This window comes from Antarctobacter sp. (genome assembly GCF_034670325.1).
Lineage (GTDB): Bacteria > Pseudomonadota > Alphaproteobacteria > Rhodobacterales > Rhodobacteraceae > Antarctobacter.
Map to the genome: position 1 here is coordinate 426,110 of NZ_JAXMNR010000003.1, position 15,970 is coordinate 442,079.

Annotated in this window: 15 protein-coding genes; 5 read left to right on the plus strand and 10 right to left on the minus strand. The window is 63.5% G+C overall.

Going from position 1 to position 15,970, the window contains the following annotated elements; genetic code table 11:
* Positions 1-22 precede the first annotated feature (22 nt).
* From VOI21_RS10050 to VOI21_RS10060, 3 genes are all read left to right on the plus strand, one after another.
* Positions 23-3,166: a DNA translocase FtsK gene (locus VOI21_RS10050; protein WP_323769717.1), complete on the plus strand. Its 3,144-nt coding sequence runs from the start codon at positions 23-25 to the stop codon at positions 3,164-3,166.
* A 119-nt stretch (positions 3,167-3,285) separates the two neighbouring features.
* Positions 3,286-3,873, plus strand: coding sequence for an exopolysaccharide biosynthesis protein (locus VOI21_RS10055; protein ID WP_323769718.1), 588 nt, complete (start codon positions 3,286-3,288; stop codon positions 3,871-3,873).
* Positions 3,874-3,941: 68 nt separating this feature from the next.
* The gene (locus VOI21_RS10060; RefSeq protein ID WP_323769719.1) at positions 3,942-4,535 is read left to right on the plus strand and encodes an outer membrane lipoprotein carrier protein LolA; all 594 of its coding nucleotides are present in this window, start codon (positions 3,942-3,944) and stop codon (positions 4,533-4,535) included.
* Between the two features lie 16 nt (positions 4,536-4,551).
* Here VOI21_RS10060 and VOI21_RS10065 read toward each other — a convergent pair whose 3' ends face one another.
* Positions 4,552-5,148, minus strand: coding sequence for a lytic transglycosylase (locus VOI21_RS10065; RefSeq protein WP_323769720.1), 597 nt, complete (start codon positions 5,146-5,148; stop codon positions 4,552-4,554).
* Between the two features lie 247 nt (positions 5,149-5,395).
* Here VOI21_RS10065 and hspQ point away from each other — a divergent pair, with 247 nt between their 5' ends.
* A complete protein-coding gene (gene hspQ / locus VOI21_RS10070; RefSeq protein WP_323769722.1) occupies positions 5,396-5,722 on the plus strand; it encodes a heat shock protein HspQ in 327 nt (108 codons plus the stop codon).
* A gap of 68 nt (positions 5,723-5,790) precedes the next feature.
* Here hspQ and VOI21_RS10075 read toward each other — a convergent pair whose 3' ends face one another.
* From VOI21_RS10075 to VOI21_RS10110, 8 genes are all read right to left on the minus strand, one after another.
* Positions 5,791-6,384 (minus strand): 2-hydroxychromene-2-carboxylate isomerase, encoded by a 594-nt coding sequence (locus VOI21_RS10075; protein ID WP_323769723.1) that lies wholly within the window; start codon positions 6,382-6,384, stop codon positions 5,791-5,793.
* A gap of 66 nt (positions 6,385-6,450) precedes the next feature.
* Positions 6,451-7,518 (minus strand): threonine aldolase family protein, encoded by a 1,068-nt coding sequence (locus tag VOI21_RS10080; RefSeq protein ID WP_323769724.1) that lies wholly within the window; start codon positions 7,516-7,518, stop codon positions 6,451-6,453.
* Positions 7,515-7,985: a YcgN family cysteine cluster protein gene (locus VOI21_RS10085; RefSeq protein WP_323769725.1), complete on the minus strand. Its 471-nt coding sequence runs from the start codon at positions 7,983-7,985 to the stop codon at positions 7,515-7,517. Before VOI21_RS10085 ends, VOI21_RS10080 begins: the two co-directional genes overlap by 4 nt.
* Positions 7,982-8,914 carry a bifunctional riboflavin kinase/FAD synthetase gene (locus tag VOI21_RS10090; RefSeq protein WP_323769727.1) on the minus strand — a complete coding sequence of 311 codons (933 nt, stop codon included), beginning with the start codon at positions 8,912-8,914 and terminating at the stop codon, positions 7,982-7,984. Before VOI21_RS10090 ends, VOI21_RS10085 begins: the two co-directional genes overlap by 4 nt.
* Before the next feature lie 48 nt (positions 8,915-8,962).
* The gene (locus VOI21_RS10095; RefSeq protein WP_323769728.1) at positions 8,963-10,429 is read right to left on the minus strand and encodes a PLP-dependent aminotransferase family protein; all 1,467 of its coding nucleotides are present in this window, start codon (positions 10,427-10,429) and stop codon (positions 8,963-8,965) included.
* 114 nt (positions 10,430-10,543) lie between these two features.
* The gene (locus tag VOI21_RS10100) at positions 10,544-11,203 is read right to left on the minus strand and encodes a YggS family pyridoxal phosphate-dependent enzyme (RefSeq protein ID WP_323769729.1); all 660 of its coding nucleotides are present in this window, start codon (positions 11,201-11,203) and stop codon (positions 10,544-10,546) included.
* A complete protein-coding gene (locus VOI21_RS10105; protein WP_323769730.1) occupies positions 11,194-12,654 on the minus strand; it encodes a tetratricopeptide repeat-containing sulfotransferase family protein in 1,461 nt (486 codons plus the stop codon). Before VOI21_RS10105 ends, VOI21_RS10100 begins: the two co-directional genes overlap by 10 nt.
* Before the next feature lie 95 nt (positions 12,655-12,749).
* A complete protein-coding gene (locus VOI21_RS10110; RefSeq protein ID WP_323769731.1) occupies positions 12,750-13,709 on the minus strand; it encodes a porin in 960 nt (319 codons plus the stop codon).
* 289 nt (positions 13,710-13,998) lie between these two features.
* Here VOI21_RS10110 and VOI21_RS10115 point away from each other — a divergent pair, with 289 nt between their 5' ends.
* Complete coding sequence (locus VOI21_RS10115; protein ID WP_323769733.1) at positions 13,999-14,511, plus strand: DUF3576 domain-containing protein; 513 nt, start codon at positions 13,999-14,001, stop codon at positions 14,509-14,511.
* Positions 14,512-14,641: 130 nt separating this feature from the next.
* Here the strand turns inward: VOI21_RS10115 and VOI21_RS10120 are convergent, their stop codons facing one another.
* A complete protein-coding gene (locus VOI21_RS10120; RefSeq protein ID WP_323769734.1) occupies positions 14,642-15,901 on the minus strand; it encodes a glycosyltransferase in 1,260 nt (419 codons plus the stop codon).
* Positions 15,902-15,970: the final 69 nt, after the last annotated feature.

The window sequence follows — 15,970 nt, forward strand, 5'->3', positions numbered from 1 at the left end:
AAACAAGACCGACGAGGCGAAGATGGCAACTTTTCAGGCACGGGGACGCGATCCCCTGTTCGACACCAATACGGCCGCCACGCTGGAAAAGCGGGGCCGCGAACTGATCGGGCTGGCGCTTATCGCGCTGGGGTTGATGGTGGGTGCCATGATTGCCTCTTACACGCCGGATGACCCGTCGTGGCTGTCGGCAACGGATGCGCCGGTGCAGAACTGGATGGGCCGTCTGGGGGCCTACGTGGCCGCGCCGCTGTTCATGATCATCGGCCTTGGTGCGTGGTCGCTGGCGACGGTGCTGATCGTCTGGGGCGCGCGTATGGCGCTGCATCAGGGCAATGGCCGCGCCTTCACCTGCCTGATCTTCTCGCCGATTTTTGTGGCGCTGTCGGCGGTCTATGCCTCGGGCTTGCCGGAAACCACAGGCTGGACGCATCATTTCGGTCTCGGCGGGTTGTTTGGCGACATGATGATGGGCTCTGTCCTGAACGTGCTGCCGGTTGCGCCCGCCATCGGGCTCAAGGTCGTGCAACTGGGCCTTGGCGCGGGGATCATCGTGCTGGGCGCCTTTGTGCTGGGCTTTACGCGGGTCGAGCTTAAACGCATCGCGCGGTTCCTGATTGTCAGTCTGGTCATGGTCTATGCCACGGTCGTGCGGCTGCTGGGGCTTGGGGCAAATGGCGCTGTGGGCGCGGCACAGCGCGTGCAGGCCGCAACCGCCGCCCGCCGCGCCGCCAAGGCAGAGCGCCGCGCGGCAGAGGCCGTCGCTGTGACCGCCGCCGCCGAAACCTTTGCCGAACCGGCCCCCGCCACCATGCCCTCTGCGGCGCGCGTGTTGCGGGCCGACTTGGGCGTGCCGCCCTCTCCCGAGGCCGAGCTTTATGACGCGGATGAGGACCTGATAGAACTCGCCCCCGCGCCGCAGCCCGAGAAACCCGGCTTTCTGTCGCGCATGATCCGCCGGTCCGAACCGGGTCCAATGCCAGAGCCGGAACTGGTCGACCGCCAGATCGACCACGATGTCGAAGTGCCCGGAGAGGACCGCATCCGCGCCAAGATCGCCAAGGCGGTGAAATCCCGCCACACCGTTCTGCCCGGCCGTCCGACTCCCAATATCGCCGAGACCAAGCCGCTGACGCGGGGCAGGGGGCATGGCCCGCAGCCCATCGTGTTCCGCGATACGCCGCGCGTGGCGGCCTTGCCGCCCGAACCACCGTTGACCGCCTCGGCCCGCGCAATGCCCGCAGTGCCGCCGCTGACCGCCGCCACCCTGTCGCCGCAGCCGGTGACAGAGGCGCCGACCGACCCGGATTGGGATGTCTATGAACCGGAGGCAGAGATGCTGGCCGAGCCCGCGCCGCAGGCAGAGCCCCGCGTCCTGCCCCGCGTGCCGGAGGTCGACCCGGAGGTGGACGCCAATCTCTATTCCGACCTCAGCGATTTCGATGATTACGGCGACGATGACGACGCTGAGATCCTGACCCATGACTACCGCCCCGAACCGACCCCAGAGCCGGTGCAGGCACGCGCCGCCGTGCCGCTGCCCGAACCCAAAAAGGTTGTGCAACAGCCCATCCGCAAGCCGATCCTGCCGTCCAAGCGCGCACAGGCAGAGGCGCAGCCCTCGCTGATCTTTTACGACACTACGCCGGACTACGAACTGCCGCCGCTGTCGTTGCTGATGTCGCCTGACAAGATCGAGCGTCACGTCCTCAGCGACGAGGCGCTGGAGGAAAACGCCCGGATGCTGGAAACCGTGCTGGACGACTACGGCGTCAAGGGTGAGATCGTCAGCGTCCGCCCCGGCCCGGTTGTCACCATGTATGAACTGGAACCCGCGCCGGGTCTCAAGGCCAGCCGCGTCATCGGCCTCGCCGATGATATCGCGCGCTCCATGTCGGCGCTGTCGGCCCGCGTGTCCACCGTTCCGGGCCGCAGCGTGATCGGCATCGAACTGCCCAACGACAACCGCGAAATGGTGTCGTTCCGCGAAATCCTTGCCGGGCGCGATTATGGCGACGGCAAGCACAAGCTGCCGCTGGCGCTGGGCAAGGACATCGGCGGCGCGCCCGTCGTGGCCAACCTTGCCAAGATGCCTCACCTGCTGATTGCCGGGACCACCGGCTCAGGTAAATCTGTGGCGATCAACACGATGATCCTGTCGCTGCTCTACAAGCTGTCGCCCGAAGACCTGCGCATGGTCATGATCGACCCCAAGATGCTGGAACTCAGCGTCTACGACGGCATCCCGCACCTGCTGTCGCCCGTTGTTACCGATCCGAAAAAGGCGGTTGTCGCCCTGAAATGGGTCGTTGGCGAGATGGAAGACCGCTATCGCAAGATGTCGAAGATGGGTGTGCGCAATATCGATGGCTACAACGGCCGGGTCGAGGACGCGCAGTCCAAGGGTGAGATGTTCAGCCGCACGGTCCAGACCGGCTTTGACGACGACACCGGCGAACCGGTGTTCGAGACAGAAGAATTCGAACCCAAGAAAATGCCCTACATCGTCGTCATCGTCGATGAGATGGCCGATCTGATGATGGTGGCCGGCAAGGAGATCGAGGCCTGTATTCAGCGTCTGGCGCAGATGGCGCGGGCGAGCGGAATCCACCTGATCATGGCGACACAGCGCCCCTCGGTCGACGTCATCACCGGCACGATCAAGGCGAACTTCCCGACCCGGATTTCCTTTCAGGTCACCTCCAAGATCGACAGCCGCACCATCCTTGGCGAAATGGGTGCTGAACAACTGCTGGGCATGGGCGACATGCTGTACATGGCGGGCGGGGCCAAGATCACCCGCTGCCACGGTCCTTTCGTCAGCGACGAAGAGGTCGAGGAGATCGTCAACCACCTCAAGGCCTTTGGCCCGCCGGACTACATCGGCGGCGTGGTGCAGGGGCCTGACGACGAAAAGGCCGAAGACATCGACGCGGTTCTGGGCCTCAACACCGGCGGCAATACCGGCGGCGAGGATGCGCTGTACGATCAGGCGGTGGCGATTGTCATCAAGGACCGCAAATGCTCGACCTCCTACATTCAGCGCAAGCTGGGCATTGGCTATAACAAGGCCGCGCGGCTGGTCGAACAGATGGAGGACGAAATGGTCGTCTCGTCTGCAAACCACGTCGGCAAGCGTGAGATTCTGGTGCCCGAGCAGCAGTAAGCCCCCACGCGAGATGCGTCTGCAAAAAGGCCGCCCTTTCTATCGGGGCGGCCTTTTCCTATATCAAACCCCTGAGCAGGCGGCACCGATGACAGCGCCGCAGAACAGAAAGGCGCAGGGTGGCAGAGAACGAAACCGTCGAACAGATCGTCGATGCCCTGCGCGAAGAGGCGTCTGGCGATGGTGACGTATCCGTTGGCGACGTGCTGGACCGCATTGGCAAACGCGGGTTCGGTCCGCTCATGCTGATCCCGGCGCTGGTTGTCGTCACCCCGATTGGCGGTATTCCAACCGTGCCGACGCTCTTTGCCATGACCGTGGCCCTTTTGGCTCTGCAAGTGATCTTTGGGCGCAGATCTCTCTGGCTGCCCCGCGTGATTCGTGACCGCGCGCTGGCCCGCAAGCGCCTTATGCAGGCCACGGACAAGGCCCGTCCGGTGGCGCGCAGGCTGGACGGACTGTTCGGCAAACGATTCGAGGCGCTGACCCGCCCTCCGGCCCCCCGCGTGGCGGCAGGCCTTGCGCTGATGCTGTGCCTCACCATTCCACCGCTGGAGTTTATCCCCTTTGCCGCCCTTCTTCCGGTGTCCGGAATCGCCCTCTTGGGGTTGGCGATCACGCTCAGGGACGGGTTGGTGATGGCCCTTGCATGGATCATTTCGATCCTGGGCTTGATCGGCGGCGCTTGGCTGATGATATCGGGCTAGAGTCGGCTGCTATCGCATGACCGCAGGCTTCATGCGACAAACGCGCCAAACGAGCAGGAAGGAAAACCATGATCCGCACGCTACTCGCCCTTGTCACACTGGTGACGTTCGCGCTGCCCGTCAGCGCCCAGCAACTGTCGCTGAACGAGGTGTCAAAGTACCTCAACGGAATCACCTCGGCGACCGGGACATTTACCCAGATCAACTCGGACGGCACGATCTCGACCGGGGACATTGCTATCAAACGACCCGGCAAGGTGCGCTTTGACTACAACCCGCCGGAACGGTCGCTGGTCATGGCGACCGCAGGCGCGGTCTATATCCTTGACCGCAAGCTGAACGCCCGCCCCGACACCTACCCGCTGCGCCAGACGCCGCTGTCGATCATCCTCGACCGCAAGGTCGATCTTGGCCGCGCGGGCATGGTGGTGGGACATGGCTTCGACGGCACCGCCACCACGGTGACGGCGCAGGACCCGGACCACCCCGAGTACGGCACCATCCAGCTCAAGTTCACCGGCGCACCGGTGGAATTGCGGCAATGGGTGATCACCGACGGCAACGGTGCGCAGACCACGGTAATCCTTGGCGGTCTGGAAAAAGGCAACGTGCCCAACAGCCAATTCTCGATCGACGCCGAACTGGCCAAGCTGAAACCGTAACGCCTGTTGGGCCGCCTTAGCGGGCGGCCCGGCATCCCTTGAGCTGTTGCTGGTACAGAACCGACCGTTCGCCAACCTGCGATGAAACCCGCAGCAGCCACGACTTTGCGTTGTAGCTGCCCCGGCGATACCCCGAACGGCCCTCATGATAGGCTAGGTAGTGCCGCCGCGCGTCCCACATCGGGATGCCCAACTCTTCATGCGACTTTTTCATGTACCAGCCCATGAAATCGGTCGCGTCGCGGATATTGTCCCGCCGCGCACCCCGGCGGGCGCCTTCGGCAATGTACTCTTTCCACGTCCCGTCCAGCGCCTGACTATAGCCAAAGGCAGAGCTTTGACGCCCCACCGGGATCACGCCCAGACGGTACTGGAACGGGGTCCGCGCATCGCTGTCGAACTTGCTTTCCTGATAGATGGTCGCCATCTGCACATGCACCGGCACGCCCCAACGGCGCTCGGTCTTGCGGAAGGCCTGATAATATCCCGGTCGCTGTTCCAGGATGGAACAGGCGTTGTCCAGGTTGCGCGGTGATGACCCCGAGCCACCGCCACCGCCCCCACAGGAGGCCGCCAGCAGCACGATCACCAAGGCGCGAAGGACTCTGCTCATTTGCCACTCGCCTCGTTTTGTCTTTTTGTTAAAGCTATTTTAGCCGATTGCGCCTGAGGAGGGAATCACATTTCCATCAAGTTGCAGATCGCCGCCGTGCGGGCCTCGCACCTTTGGGCCGAGTGGGGTAAAGGTCCGCAGTCCGCACTGTTGGCGAGTGAGTCACAGAGTGTTTCTTGGCAATTTGAGGCGAAAGTTGGACAACGCCCCGGCGTTGACGGTATCAAGGGGTATGAAGAGGTCTGTCATGTTGCACAATCGCGCGAAGTATCACCTTGGTCAGGTTGTCCGCCACCGCAAGCATCCCTTTCGGGGGGTGGTCTTTGACGTGGACCCGGAATTCTCAAACACCGACGAATGGTATGAGTCGATTCCCGAGGACAGCCGCCCCTCCAAGAAGCAGCCGTTTTATCATCTGCTGGCCGAAAACGACCAGAGTTTCTACGTGGCTTATGTGTCCGAACAAAACCTCGTCGCCGACTATTCCGGAGAGCCGGTGGATCACCCCGACATCCCCGATCTCTTTGGCGCGTTCGAGGACGGCGCTTATGAGCTGCACTTCCAGATGAACTGAGGCCGGGCAGGGGGGCTGCCCGCTTCAGGCACCGCCACCCGTCCCGGGCCTGCCCCGGGACCTCATCGTCAGCCGTTGCTCCGCGCCCAGTCTGCGGCATCGTCCAGCCTGTCATCGCCCCAGAACACCTCGTCCCCGACAACAAAACTGGGCGATCCAAAGACCCCTCTTGCCTGCGCCGTGGCCGTCTCGCGCGCCAGTGCGTCGCCAATCTCTTTGCCTTGTGCGCGCGCCAGCACCGTCGCAGGGTCTTGCCCCACGGCCCGAAGGCTGTCGCTCAGGTTCGGTTCGCTGCCTGCTTCCTGTCCGTCCTGAAACCAGCGCCGATAGGTGTCCACCGTATAGGCCATGCCCCACCCCTCGGTCATGCCCAGCAGCGCGACCCGGTTGGCCAGCGGCAGATTCGGTAGGGGATAGGGTGCAGGCACCCGGATTGGCAGGCCGTACATCTCTGCCCGCCGCGCCATATCGCGCCACATGTAGGCGGTCTTGACCGGCTTGTCGCGGAACGGAATGTTGTTTTGCGCGACCATGATGTGACGCACGTCAAAGGGCCGCCATGTGACGTCCAGCCCATTGTCGCGGGCATAATCGCCCATGCGCATCACCGTCAGATAGCTGTAAGTGCTGCCGATCGAATACCAAAAATCCAGTTTGGCCATGTGGTCCCCCCCCGCCCGGTCAGGGCAAGGGTACAGTGTCAGGGCCGAGTCGGCAAAACAGGCGCGTCAGAGCGCGGCTTTCACCGCACTCAGGAAATCCGCCACATCCGCCTCACTGGTGGACCAACTGCACACCAGACGCCCGGTGGTCATAGCCTCGGGTGCCGTCGGCGCGTTGCCCATGAAGTGATAGACAGCGCCCGCCGCCTTGACCGCATCATGCACCCGGCGCGGGGCGCGGAAAAACAGCATGTTGGCGCGGGTCTTGTTCAGGATCTCGACCCCCAGCGTCGCCAGCCCCTCGGCCAGCGCCGCGCCGCGTGCATTGGCGCGGGTCGCCAGATCGCGCCACAGGTCGTCCTCCAGATAGGCCAGAAACTGCGCCGCCACATAGCGGTGCTTGGAATACAGATGCCCGGCCCGCTTGACCCGCAGTTCAAACTCCTGCGCGCGGGTATAGCCGCTGCTTGCGGGCGCGTCGGGGTCAAAGATCACCACCGCCTCGGCGTCCATCAAGCCGTTCTTGGTGCCGCCAAAAACGGCAATATCGACGCCAATCTTCCACGTCATCTCGGCCGGTGTGCAGCCCAGCTTGGCGCAGGCATTGGCCAGCCGCGCGCCGTCCAGATGCACCGGCAGACCGAACCCCTTGGCCACATCGCACAGCGCCGAGACCTCATCGACTGAATAGACGTTGCCGCCCTCGGTCACATTGGTGATCGACACCGGTCCGCGCTGCGGCCCGTGGACGCCCCGGTTTCCTTCGCCTTCGATCGCCGCGCGCAGGGTATCGGGCGTCATCACGTCGCCCTCGGGCACCAGCGTCAGCTTGGCCCCGCCGGTGTAGAACTCGGGCGCGTTGCACTCATCCTCGTGGATATGCGCGTGCTGCGTGCAAAAGATCGTCCCGAACGGCGGGCACAGCGTCGCCAGCGCCAGCGCATTCGCCGCTGTCCCGGTCGCCACCAGATAAACCGCCGCATTCGGAGCCTCGAACAGGTCGCGGACCCGGTCGGCCACCTCCGCCGTCACCGCGTCGCCGCCATAGCTGGCCGCGTAGCCGGTGTTCACACGGGCCAAAGCCTCCAGCACCTGCGCCGGGACCGGCCCGGCATTGTCGGATGCAAAGTTCATCTCGGCTCCTCGATGATGTGATCTTCCCAGTCGTCCTCGTCGATCTCGAACTCGGGCACTGTCATGCCCTGCACCGACACACCCGCCTCATGGACCGAGTCCGCCGTGCCGGAAATCAACGGGTGCCAGTCATACAGCGGCTCACCGTTCCACAGCAGCTTGTAGGCGCAGGTTTCCGGCATCCAGTAGACGTGTTTGTGGATGTTGGACGGCGACATCACGATACATTCTGGCACAAACTGGTGCCGGATCTCGTATTGCGCACAGCGGCAGGTGGCATCGTCGAACAGACGGCAGGCCACACGGGTCAGCGCAACCTCGCCGGTCTCTTCGTCTTCCAGCTTGTTCAGGCAGCACTTGCCACAGCCGTCGCACAGCGCCTCCCATTCGCGCGGGTTCATGTCGCGCAGGCGCTTCTTTTCCCAGAAACGCGGGGTCAGCCCGCTGCGGTCGATGGGATCGCTCATAGCGCGGCCAGAATCTCGCGGGCGCGTTGGCAATCTGCATCCATCTGGGTGATCAGCGCCTCCAGCCCGTCGAATTTCAACTCTGGCCGCAGGTAGTCGACCAGACCCACTGACAGCGTCGCGCCATAGAGATCGCCGGTGAAATCGAACAGGAAGGTCTCGATATTCGGCACCTCGCCGTTGAACATGGGCCGGACGCCGATGCTGGCCGCGCCGTGATAGCTGCCCCTGTGTGGCCCGTCTCGCACATCGACCAGCACGGCATAAACGCCGAAATGCGGCGGGTGCAGCCCGTCGATGGACATGTTCGCCGTCGGATAGCCCAGCACGCGCCCGCGCTGTTCGCCGCCGATCACCTCACCCTCGATCCGGTGCCAATGGCCCAAAAGGGCGGCGGCATCGCGCGGCCGCCCCGCGCTCAGCGCCTCGCGGATCGCGGTGGATGACACCTGTACGCCGCCCGTTTCCAGCAACTCCGCCACTGTCACCCCGAATCCCATCTCTTGGCCGTATCGCTGCAACGACTCCACATTGCCCGCGCGCGATTTGCCGAAACAGAAATCCGCGCCGACGACAACATTGACCAGCCCGAATCCCTTACAGATCACCCGTTCGGCAAACTCGCGCGGCGTCAGCGAGGCCAAAGCGGTGTTAAAGTTCAACTGATACAGCCGCTCGACCCCCAGTTTCTCCAGTCGTGCGGCGCGCGCCTCAGAGTTCATCAGCCGAAAGGGCGGCGCGTCGGGGGCGAAAAACTCGCGCGGATGCGGCTCAAACGTCATCACGCCCAAAGGCGCGCCCGGCGCAGCCTGTCGCGCCAGATCGATCACCGCCTGATGGCCCAGATGGACGCCGTCGAAATTGCCGATGGCGGCGCTGGCGCCCCGGTCTTCGGCCCGTGTGTACTGATAGTCTCGAATGATCCGCATGGGGTTTCCGTTACCGGGCTGCGGCACCGCGCGCAAGCGCAAGCCGGGTCAGGGCAGACGCGCCAGCGCCGCCGCAATCCGCGCAATGCCCTCTCCGATCCGCCCGGAAGGGATAGAGCTATAGCCCAGCCGGTAGAACTGACGCGGTGGGGCCTCGCCTGAGAAAAACGCCTTGCCCGGCTCGATCATCACGCTGTCCGCGCGCAACCGCTCTGCCAGAACCCCCGTTTCCACCCCGTCCGGTGCCTGCATCCACAGGCTCGATCCGCCATGCGCCCCGCGCCCCGCCACCCGCAACCCGTGCTCGGCCACCGCCGCCTCCATCACCTGCCGCCGCGATGCCAGCGCCTTCCCGATGCGCCGGATCAGCGCGTCGTAATGGCCAAGGCTCAGGAATTGCGCCGCCGTGCGCTGGATATGCCCGGGCGGATGCCGCAGCACGCTGGCCCGCAGCGCGCGGGCCTCACGGATAAACGGCGCGGCCCCCACCAGATAGCCCAGCCGCAGCCCCGGAAACAGCGACTTGGAAAAGCTGCCGACGTAGACCACCCGCCCATCCTCATCGAGGCTTTTCAGCGCCGGGCTGGGCGGCGTCAGATACGACATCTCGAACTCGTAATCATCCTCGACGATCAGCGCGCCCAGCTCTGCCGCCCGCGCCAGCAACGCCCGCCGCCGCACCAGCGGCAGCGTGGCCGAGGTCGGGCACTGGTGGCTGGGTGTGGTGAAAATGACCCGCGTGCCCTCGGGCACCTGCTCGGGCGGCAAGCCGTGCTCATCCACCGGCACGCTGCGAAGCGGGCTGCCCGCCTGCCGCAGGATCTGGCGCAGCGCCGGGTAACACGGGTCTTCGACCGCCACCGGCCGCCCCACCGCCAGCACCTGCGCCGCGATCCACAGCGCGTTCTGCGCCCCCATGGTGATCAATATCTCATCCGGGCGGGCAAGGATGCCGCGCCGGGGCAGGGTATGGCGCGCGATAAAGCTCACCAGTTCCGGGTCGTCCGCGTCGAACTGGTCCTGCGTCAGCGCATCGAAATTCCGCGCCCCCAGCGCCTGCATCGCGCAAAGCCGCCAGTTGGCATGGTCAAACAGCGTCGGGTCCGCCTGCCCGTAAATGAAAGGATAACGATAGCGCGTCCAGTCGGCGGGCTTGCCCATGCCCAGCGGCTGACCATCGTCGAACCGTTGCGCCAGAGCGGTGCCCCAATCGACACGGTCGGCCCGCTCAGGTGGCGCATCGAACACCGGCGGCTCGGGCGCGTTGTCGCTGACAAAATAACCCGACCGCCCGCGGGAGGCCAAAAAGTCATTGGCCAACAACTCGGTATAGGCCAGCGTCACGGTGATCCGGCTGACCCCCAGATGCCGTGCCAGCTTGCGCGTCGAGGGCAGCTTTTCACCCCGCCGGAACCGCCCGGCAAGGATGCCCTCGGCCACCATCTGCTGGATGCGCGCCTGTAGCGTACCCTGCACATTGGGCGACAGATGAAAGGTCTCGACAGGGATGGCCATGGACCGAGGATAGTCTGGACTGAAAGCCCACGCAATCTGGACCGATAGCGCGCGCCGGGGCTTCTTCTTGGTCCAAATACCTCCGGGGGTTTGGGGGCAGAGCCCCCTTCTTGACTACCCGGTGGGCGGAACCCGTTCGCCAAAGATGGCCGAACCGACGCGGATATGGGTCGCGCCAAAGGCGATGGCCTGCTCGAAATCGCTGCTCATCCCCATCGACAGCCCGGTTAACCCGTTGCGCGCCGCGATCTTCCTGAGCAGGGCGAAATGCAGGCTGGGCGTCTCTTCGACCGGCGGAATGCACATCAACCCGCTCAACGACAGATCCATCTCGCGACACTCTTGGATAAAGGCGTCCGCATCGCTCGGCAGAATGCCCGCCTTCTGCGGTTCCTCGCCGGTGTTCACCTGAATGAACAGCTCCGGACAGCGCCCCTCTTCCTGCGCAAGCCGGGCGATGGTCTTGGCCAGCTTGGGCCGGTCGACCGAATGGATCGCCTCGAACAGATCAAAGGCCTGCCGTGCCTTGTTGGTCTGCAAAGGGCCAATCAGATGCACCGACACGCCGTCAAACCGCGCCCGGAAGTCGGGCCATTTGCCCGCCGCCTCCTGCACGCGGTTTTCACCGAACAGGCGGTGCCCTTGCTCCAGAACCGCCTCGACCCGGTCCAGCGGCTGCACCTTGCTGACCGCGATCAGATGCACGTCATCTGTGGATCGGTCCGCCTCGGCGCAGGCTTTTGCGATGCGTGCCTGAATATCGCTCAACCCCATGGTTCGTCTCCCCATGCCTCGATAAAGGGGGCCAGTTCGGCCTCGTATTTTTTCCACGCGTCCCGCCGTCCGGCATGGATCGGCTGGCGCACCTGTATCAGGCTCAGCGTTTTCACATCTTTCTTGGAGGTGTGGAAGTTGAGACAGGCCTCTTCCCACTCCAGCCCCGCCGCCGCCACCAGCGCGCGCGCCTGCGGTTCGGGGTCGCCGACCAGTTCGTCATACCGCACCTCGTGGATGCGGTCGGGCAGGCGGGCCTTCCAGTGCTCGACCGACCGGCGGAACATCTTGATCGCATGGGCAATGTCGGCCAGATCGTTGGCATAGCGGTGGGTGCCCAGCTTGAAGTGGTTCTTGTAGATCGACAGCGCCGTATCGCGCGGGTCGCGATGCACCACGATGATCCGCGCGCCGGGCAGCCCGCGCGCCACAAGGCCAAAGATCATATGCGTCTGGATCGACTTGTCGGTGACAACCCCGGATGTGCGCCCGGTATCGCGGCGCACCAACCGGGTATAGGCCTCGGCCCAGCGGCCCAGTTTCATCGGCGACAGTTTCGCCAGCGGGGCCATCTTGTGCGCGGGGCCAAATTGCAGCACCGCCTGTTTCAGCGCATGGCCCAGCTCGCCGCCCGGATGGGCCTGACTGTGGCTGGCGATGATCTGCTCGACAAGGGTTGTGCCCGACCGCGGCATCCCGGTGACAAATACCGCGCGCGGTGCCTGTTCCTGCCCGACAGGGGTGTAATCCTCGGCCTCCTGCGCATCGAGAAAGGCCCGCCACTCGGCATCGCGTTCGTCCGCGTCAAAAGGGGCAATCTTGCGCTGCAATTGATTGGCCGGTTCAAGATAGCCAAACACCTTGTCCGGCGCGCCGGTCTCTTCCATCGCCTTCGCCAGACCGTATCCCAGATGCATCCGCGACATTTCGGTGATCGACTCGTCTTTCCACAGCGCCTGCATCTGACCGATCAGCGGCTCGTCCTTTTTCATCTTCCGACCGGCGGTCAGGACGCGGTAGGTCTCACCCTCCTTGGGCGCGCGTTTGATCAGAAAACGCAGGATTTCTTCGGCCTTGGCGAATTCGCCGATATGTTGAAGATAGACAGCCTTTTCCGCGCGCGGCTGGAACTGGTTCGGGTCCAGCATAATCAGACGGTCATGGCATGCCAGCGCACGGGCCGAATTGCCCAGCCGGGCATTGGCCTCGATCGCGGTCTTGAGAACAAGCTTTTCGTTCGGCTTCTTTTCCAGCGCGCGGTCCAGTTCCCGGATCTGCGCGGGCGTGTCGCCTTTGGCCTCGGCAATACGCGCAAGGTGGAAATGAATCTCCGCTGCGCCCTTGGTGGGCAACAGCAGCCCTTTCAGGGTGCTTTCGGCGGGGCCAAGCTGGCCTTTTTCGATTTGGGTCAGCGCGCGGGCGAATTGCGCCTTGATCTGCTGGGGCGTCATTGGGGCTCTCTTATGTCCGCTGTGCGCCCGTTGTTCCAAAAGAAAAGAGCGGACGCAAGCGCCCGCTCTTCCCTAAACCAGTTGGTTTGGTGTCCTTAGAAGGACATTGCCAGACCAAACGAGTAGCTGTCGTTGGAACCAGCAACCGCGCCGAAGCGACCGTCGCCGAGACCGAAGACTGCGAGCGGGATGTCCGCGTCGCTGGAGCCGTAGCCGAACTGAACTTCCAGACCGCCGCCCAGATCGTAGTTCACTGCAACACCGTAACCGCTGTTGCTGAAGCCGGGGCCGGAGTACTCACCGTAGTTGGCCGAAACGGTCAGGGCGTTCATGGTGTAACCCAGGCCCAGACCCCAATGGTCAACGGTGGTGCCGGCAACGTCGGTTTCCGAGTAGTTCACAATGGCCTGGAGGCCGTTGTCGAACGTGGTGTCAACCGAGATACCCATGACTTCGATGTCTGCGCCACCGAGGTCGACCGACTGGTAACCAAGGCCAACGCCGAGGTCGAGGCCAGCAAGCTCACCCGAGTATTTGAAGCCGATGCCCCAAACCGGGTCAAAGGTGCCGGAGTCGTCGATTTCAGCGGAGATCGCGAACGAGAACGCGTCGAACGAGTAATCGAAGCGAGCGATCTGACCGTCGAAGGTGCCGTCGAGGCCGCTGTTGAAGTTGAAGCCGGTGTGAGTGGTGTGGTCGTCAGCGATGGAACCGCCGATGCCAACTTCTTTCATGGCCCAGTCGAACGCACCGTCGGTGTCGCCCATGGTCAGGGTGGCGCCGCCGTATGCAACGAAGACTGCAAAGTCGTCTTCGACGGAGGTTGCGATGCCGCCAGCTGCTTCTTCCAGCTTGATCTTGGAACCGAAGGTCAGGCCGTTGTCAGCTTCGCCCGAGAGGGTGAAGGTGATGTCGGTATCGGTGTGGAACTGAGCGGTGGCCAGGTCATCACCATCGATGATACCCATTTCGGCGCTGCCGGTGATCTTGACTTCTGCCGCAGCGAAGCCCGCGGTTGCAACCAGCGCGGTGGTCGCGAACAGGATCTTTTTCATTGTTTCCCTCATGTGTTCAAAGGCACGTACCAGACCGATGCTCCGGCCTTGATGAGCTTTCTATGCGCTTTGGCAGGTGGCCAATGCAAGCCATCGGGAATTGTCATTCGCAACAAGGGCACCAGTGATGCGATATTGCCACAAGGGTTTTTACCGCCCCCTATCTTTATACGCTATAGCAGCGTCTTGCGGCGATTTTTGGGCGAAAACCCGCCGATGATCCGCGCTTGCCGCAGGTGTCGCGCGCTTGTATGGAGGGCGTCGATGTTTTCGACAAAGAGGGCCTGTCATGACCATGTCGCGAATCCTAGTTGGCACCTCTCTGGTGGCGATCATGCTTGTGACCTCGGGTTGTGGAACCTTCGGGGGCAACCGCAAGCCGCGCCAGCCGGTCGAGACCCGCTCTGCCGATGAGATCTTTAAGGAACTGGACGCCGAGAAGGGCGATACGGGGCCGGAAAGCACGGTCTGGGACATCTTCAAGAAACGTGAGGACCCCGGTCGAGTCGGCGCGGTAAACCGCTATCTGTGGAATTCGGCCCTTGATGTGCTGGATTTTCTGCCGGTGGAGACGATTGATCCGTTCTCGGGGGTGATCACCACTGGATACGGCACACCTCCGGGCGGCGGTCGCGCCAACCGCGCGACGATCCTGATCAGCGACCCGGCGCTGGACGCGCGGTCGCTCAACCTTGCGCTGCACACCCGCTCCGGTCCGGTGGACCCGGCAACCGTGCGCGCCATCGAGGATGCGATCCTGACTCGCGCCCGCCAGTTGCGCAAGGAAGACAGCCGATTCTGATTCTGTTTCTCGGGCAGACCTGCGACGCACAAGTTGACCGCTTCCGACGCCGGAAGCGGTCTTTTTTATGACACCACAACGATAGCAGGCAACAGGCGGGACTCGGGGTCAGAACACATGGCTCTGGCCGCTAATCGCGCGGAGGCCGCGCCGCCATTGCGCCCAGCCGTTCGACCCAGTTCAGATGTTGCGGCAGGCAAACGCTGCGCAGGTCGTATTTCTCGCGCACCAGCGCCCGCGCATTGGCCCCCAGACGCGCCCGTGTGTCCGCATCGTCCAGCAGGGCGCTGATCCGTTCCACCAGCGCGGTCCGGTCAAAGAAATCCACCATCCAGCCGGTCTCGCCCTCGGTCATGACTTCGCGCACCGGCGCGGTGTCGCTGGCCACGATCGCGGCCTCTGCGCTCATCGCCTCCAGCAGTGACCATGACAGCACAAACGGATAGGTCAGATAGACGTGCACCCGGCTGACCTGCAACATGGCAAGGAACCGGTCATATGGCACCCGGCCCAGAAAATGCACCCGCTTCCAGTGCGGCGTGGGAATCGTGCCGCGCACCTCGTCGATAAAGATCTGTTTCCATGACTGCCCCTTGGGCGGCTTCGATCCATAAGAGGTGCTGTCCCCACCCAACAGGACCACATGGGCGTTCGGGCGTTGCTTTAGCAGGTCGGGCAGGGCGCGGATAAAGACGTGGTAGCCGCGATAGGGCTCCAGATTGCGGTTGATAAAGGTGATGACCTCATCGTCACGGGTCAGGGTCAGATGATCGTCGATCTGCAATTGCGCATTGGGATTCGGGCGCACCAGATCGGTGTCGATGCCGTCATGCGCCACGGTCAGCCGCTCTTGCCAGCGGTCGGGAAAGGTCGACGCCTGAAAGCGCGTGGGTGAGATACCCGCGTCCATGACCTCTTCGTGCATCCGGTTGTTAAGGTTCTTCATCCGGATTCGCAGCTTGTCCCCGGCGGGGTTCCGGGTGGGAAACTCGGGGTCGAAGTTGATGAAGGTCTCGGTGGTCAGGTGGTACAGCTCACAATACAGGCCCAGCCGGGCGGTGGGCCAGACATCCTTGAGAAACATACTTTCGCCCCAACCGTGGTGGGCGCAGATCACATCCGGCTCAAACCCCTGTTCCTTCAGCGACACCGCGCCGCGATAACAAGAGGTGGCACGCAGGATCTTGGTCTCGAAATCCGCCAGCCAGGGGTGGATCCCCTTGGTCGAGGCGCCTTTGACCTCATAGGGGATGATCCGCACGCCCTGCCATGTCTGCGGTTCCTTTACCTTACAGGTCAACGCCACCACCTGATGCCCCATCGCGGCCAGCGCCGGGGCCAGATGTTTGTATTGCCCCGGAAAGTTCTGGTGGATCAGAAGGATCTTCATCTGCGCGTTCCCCGGGGCCGTGCCGCCCCTTGTTCTGGTGTGCCTCGCCGCCAGTATAAACGCTGCGGG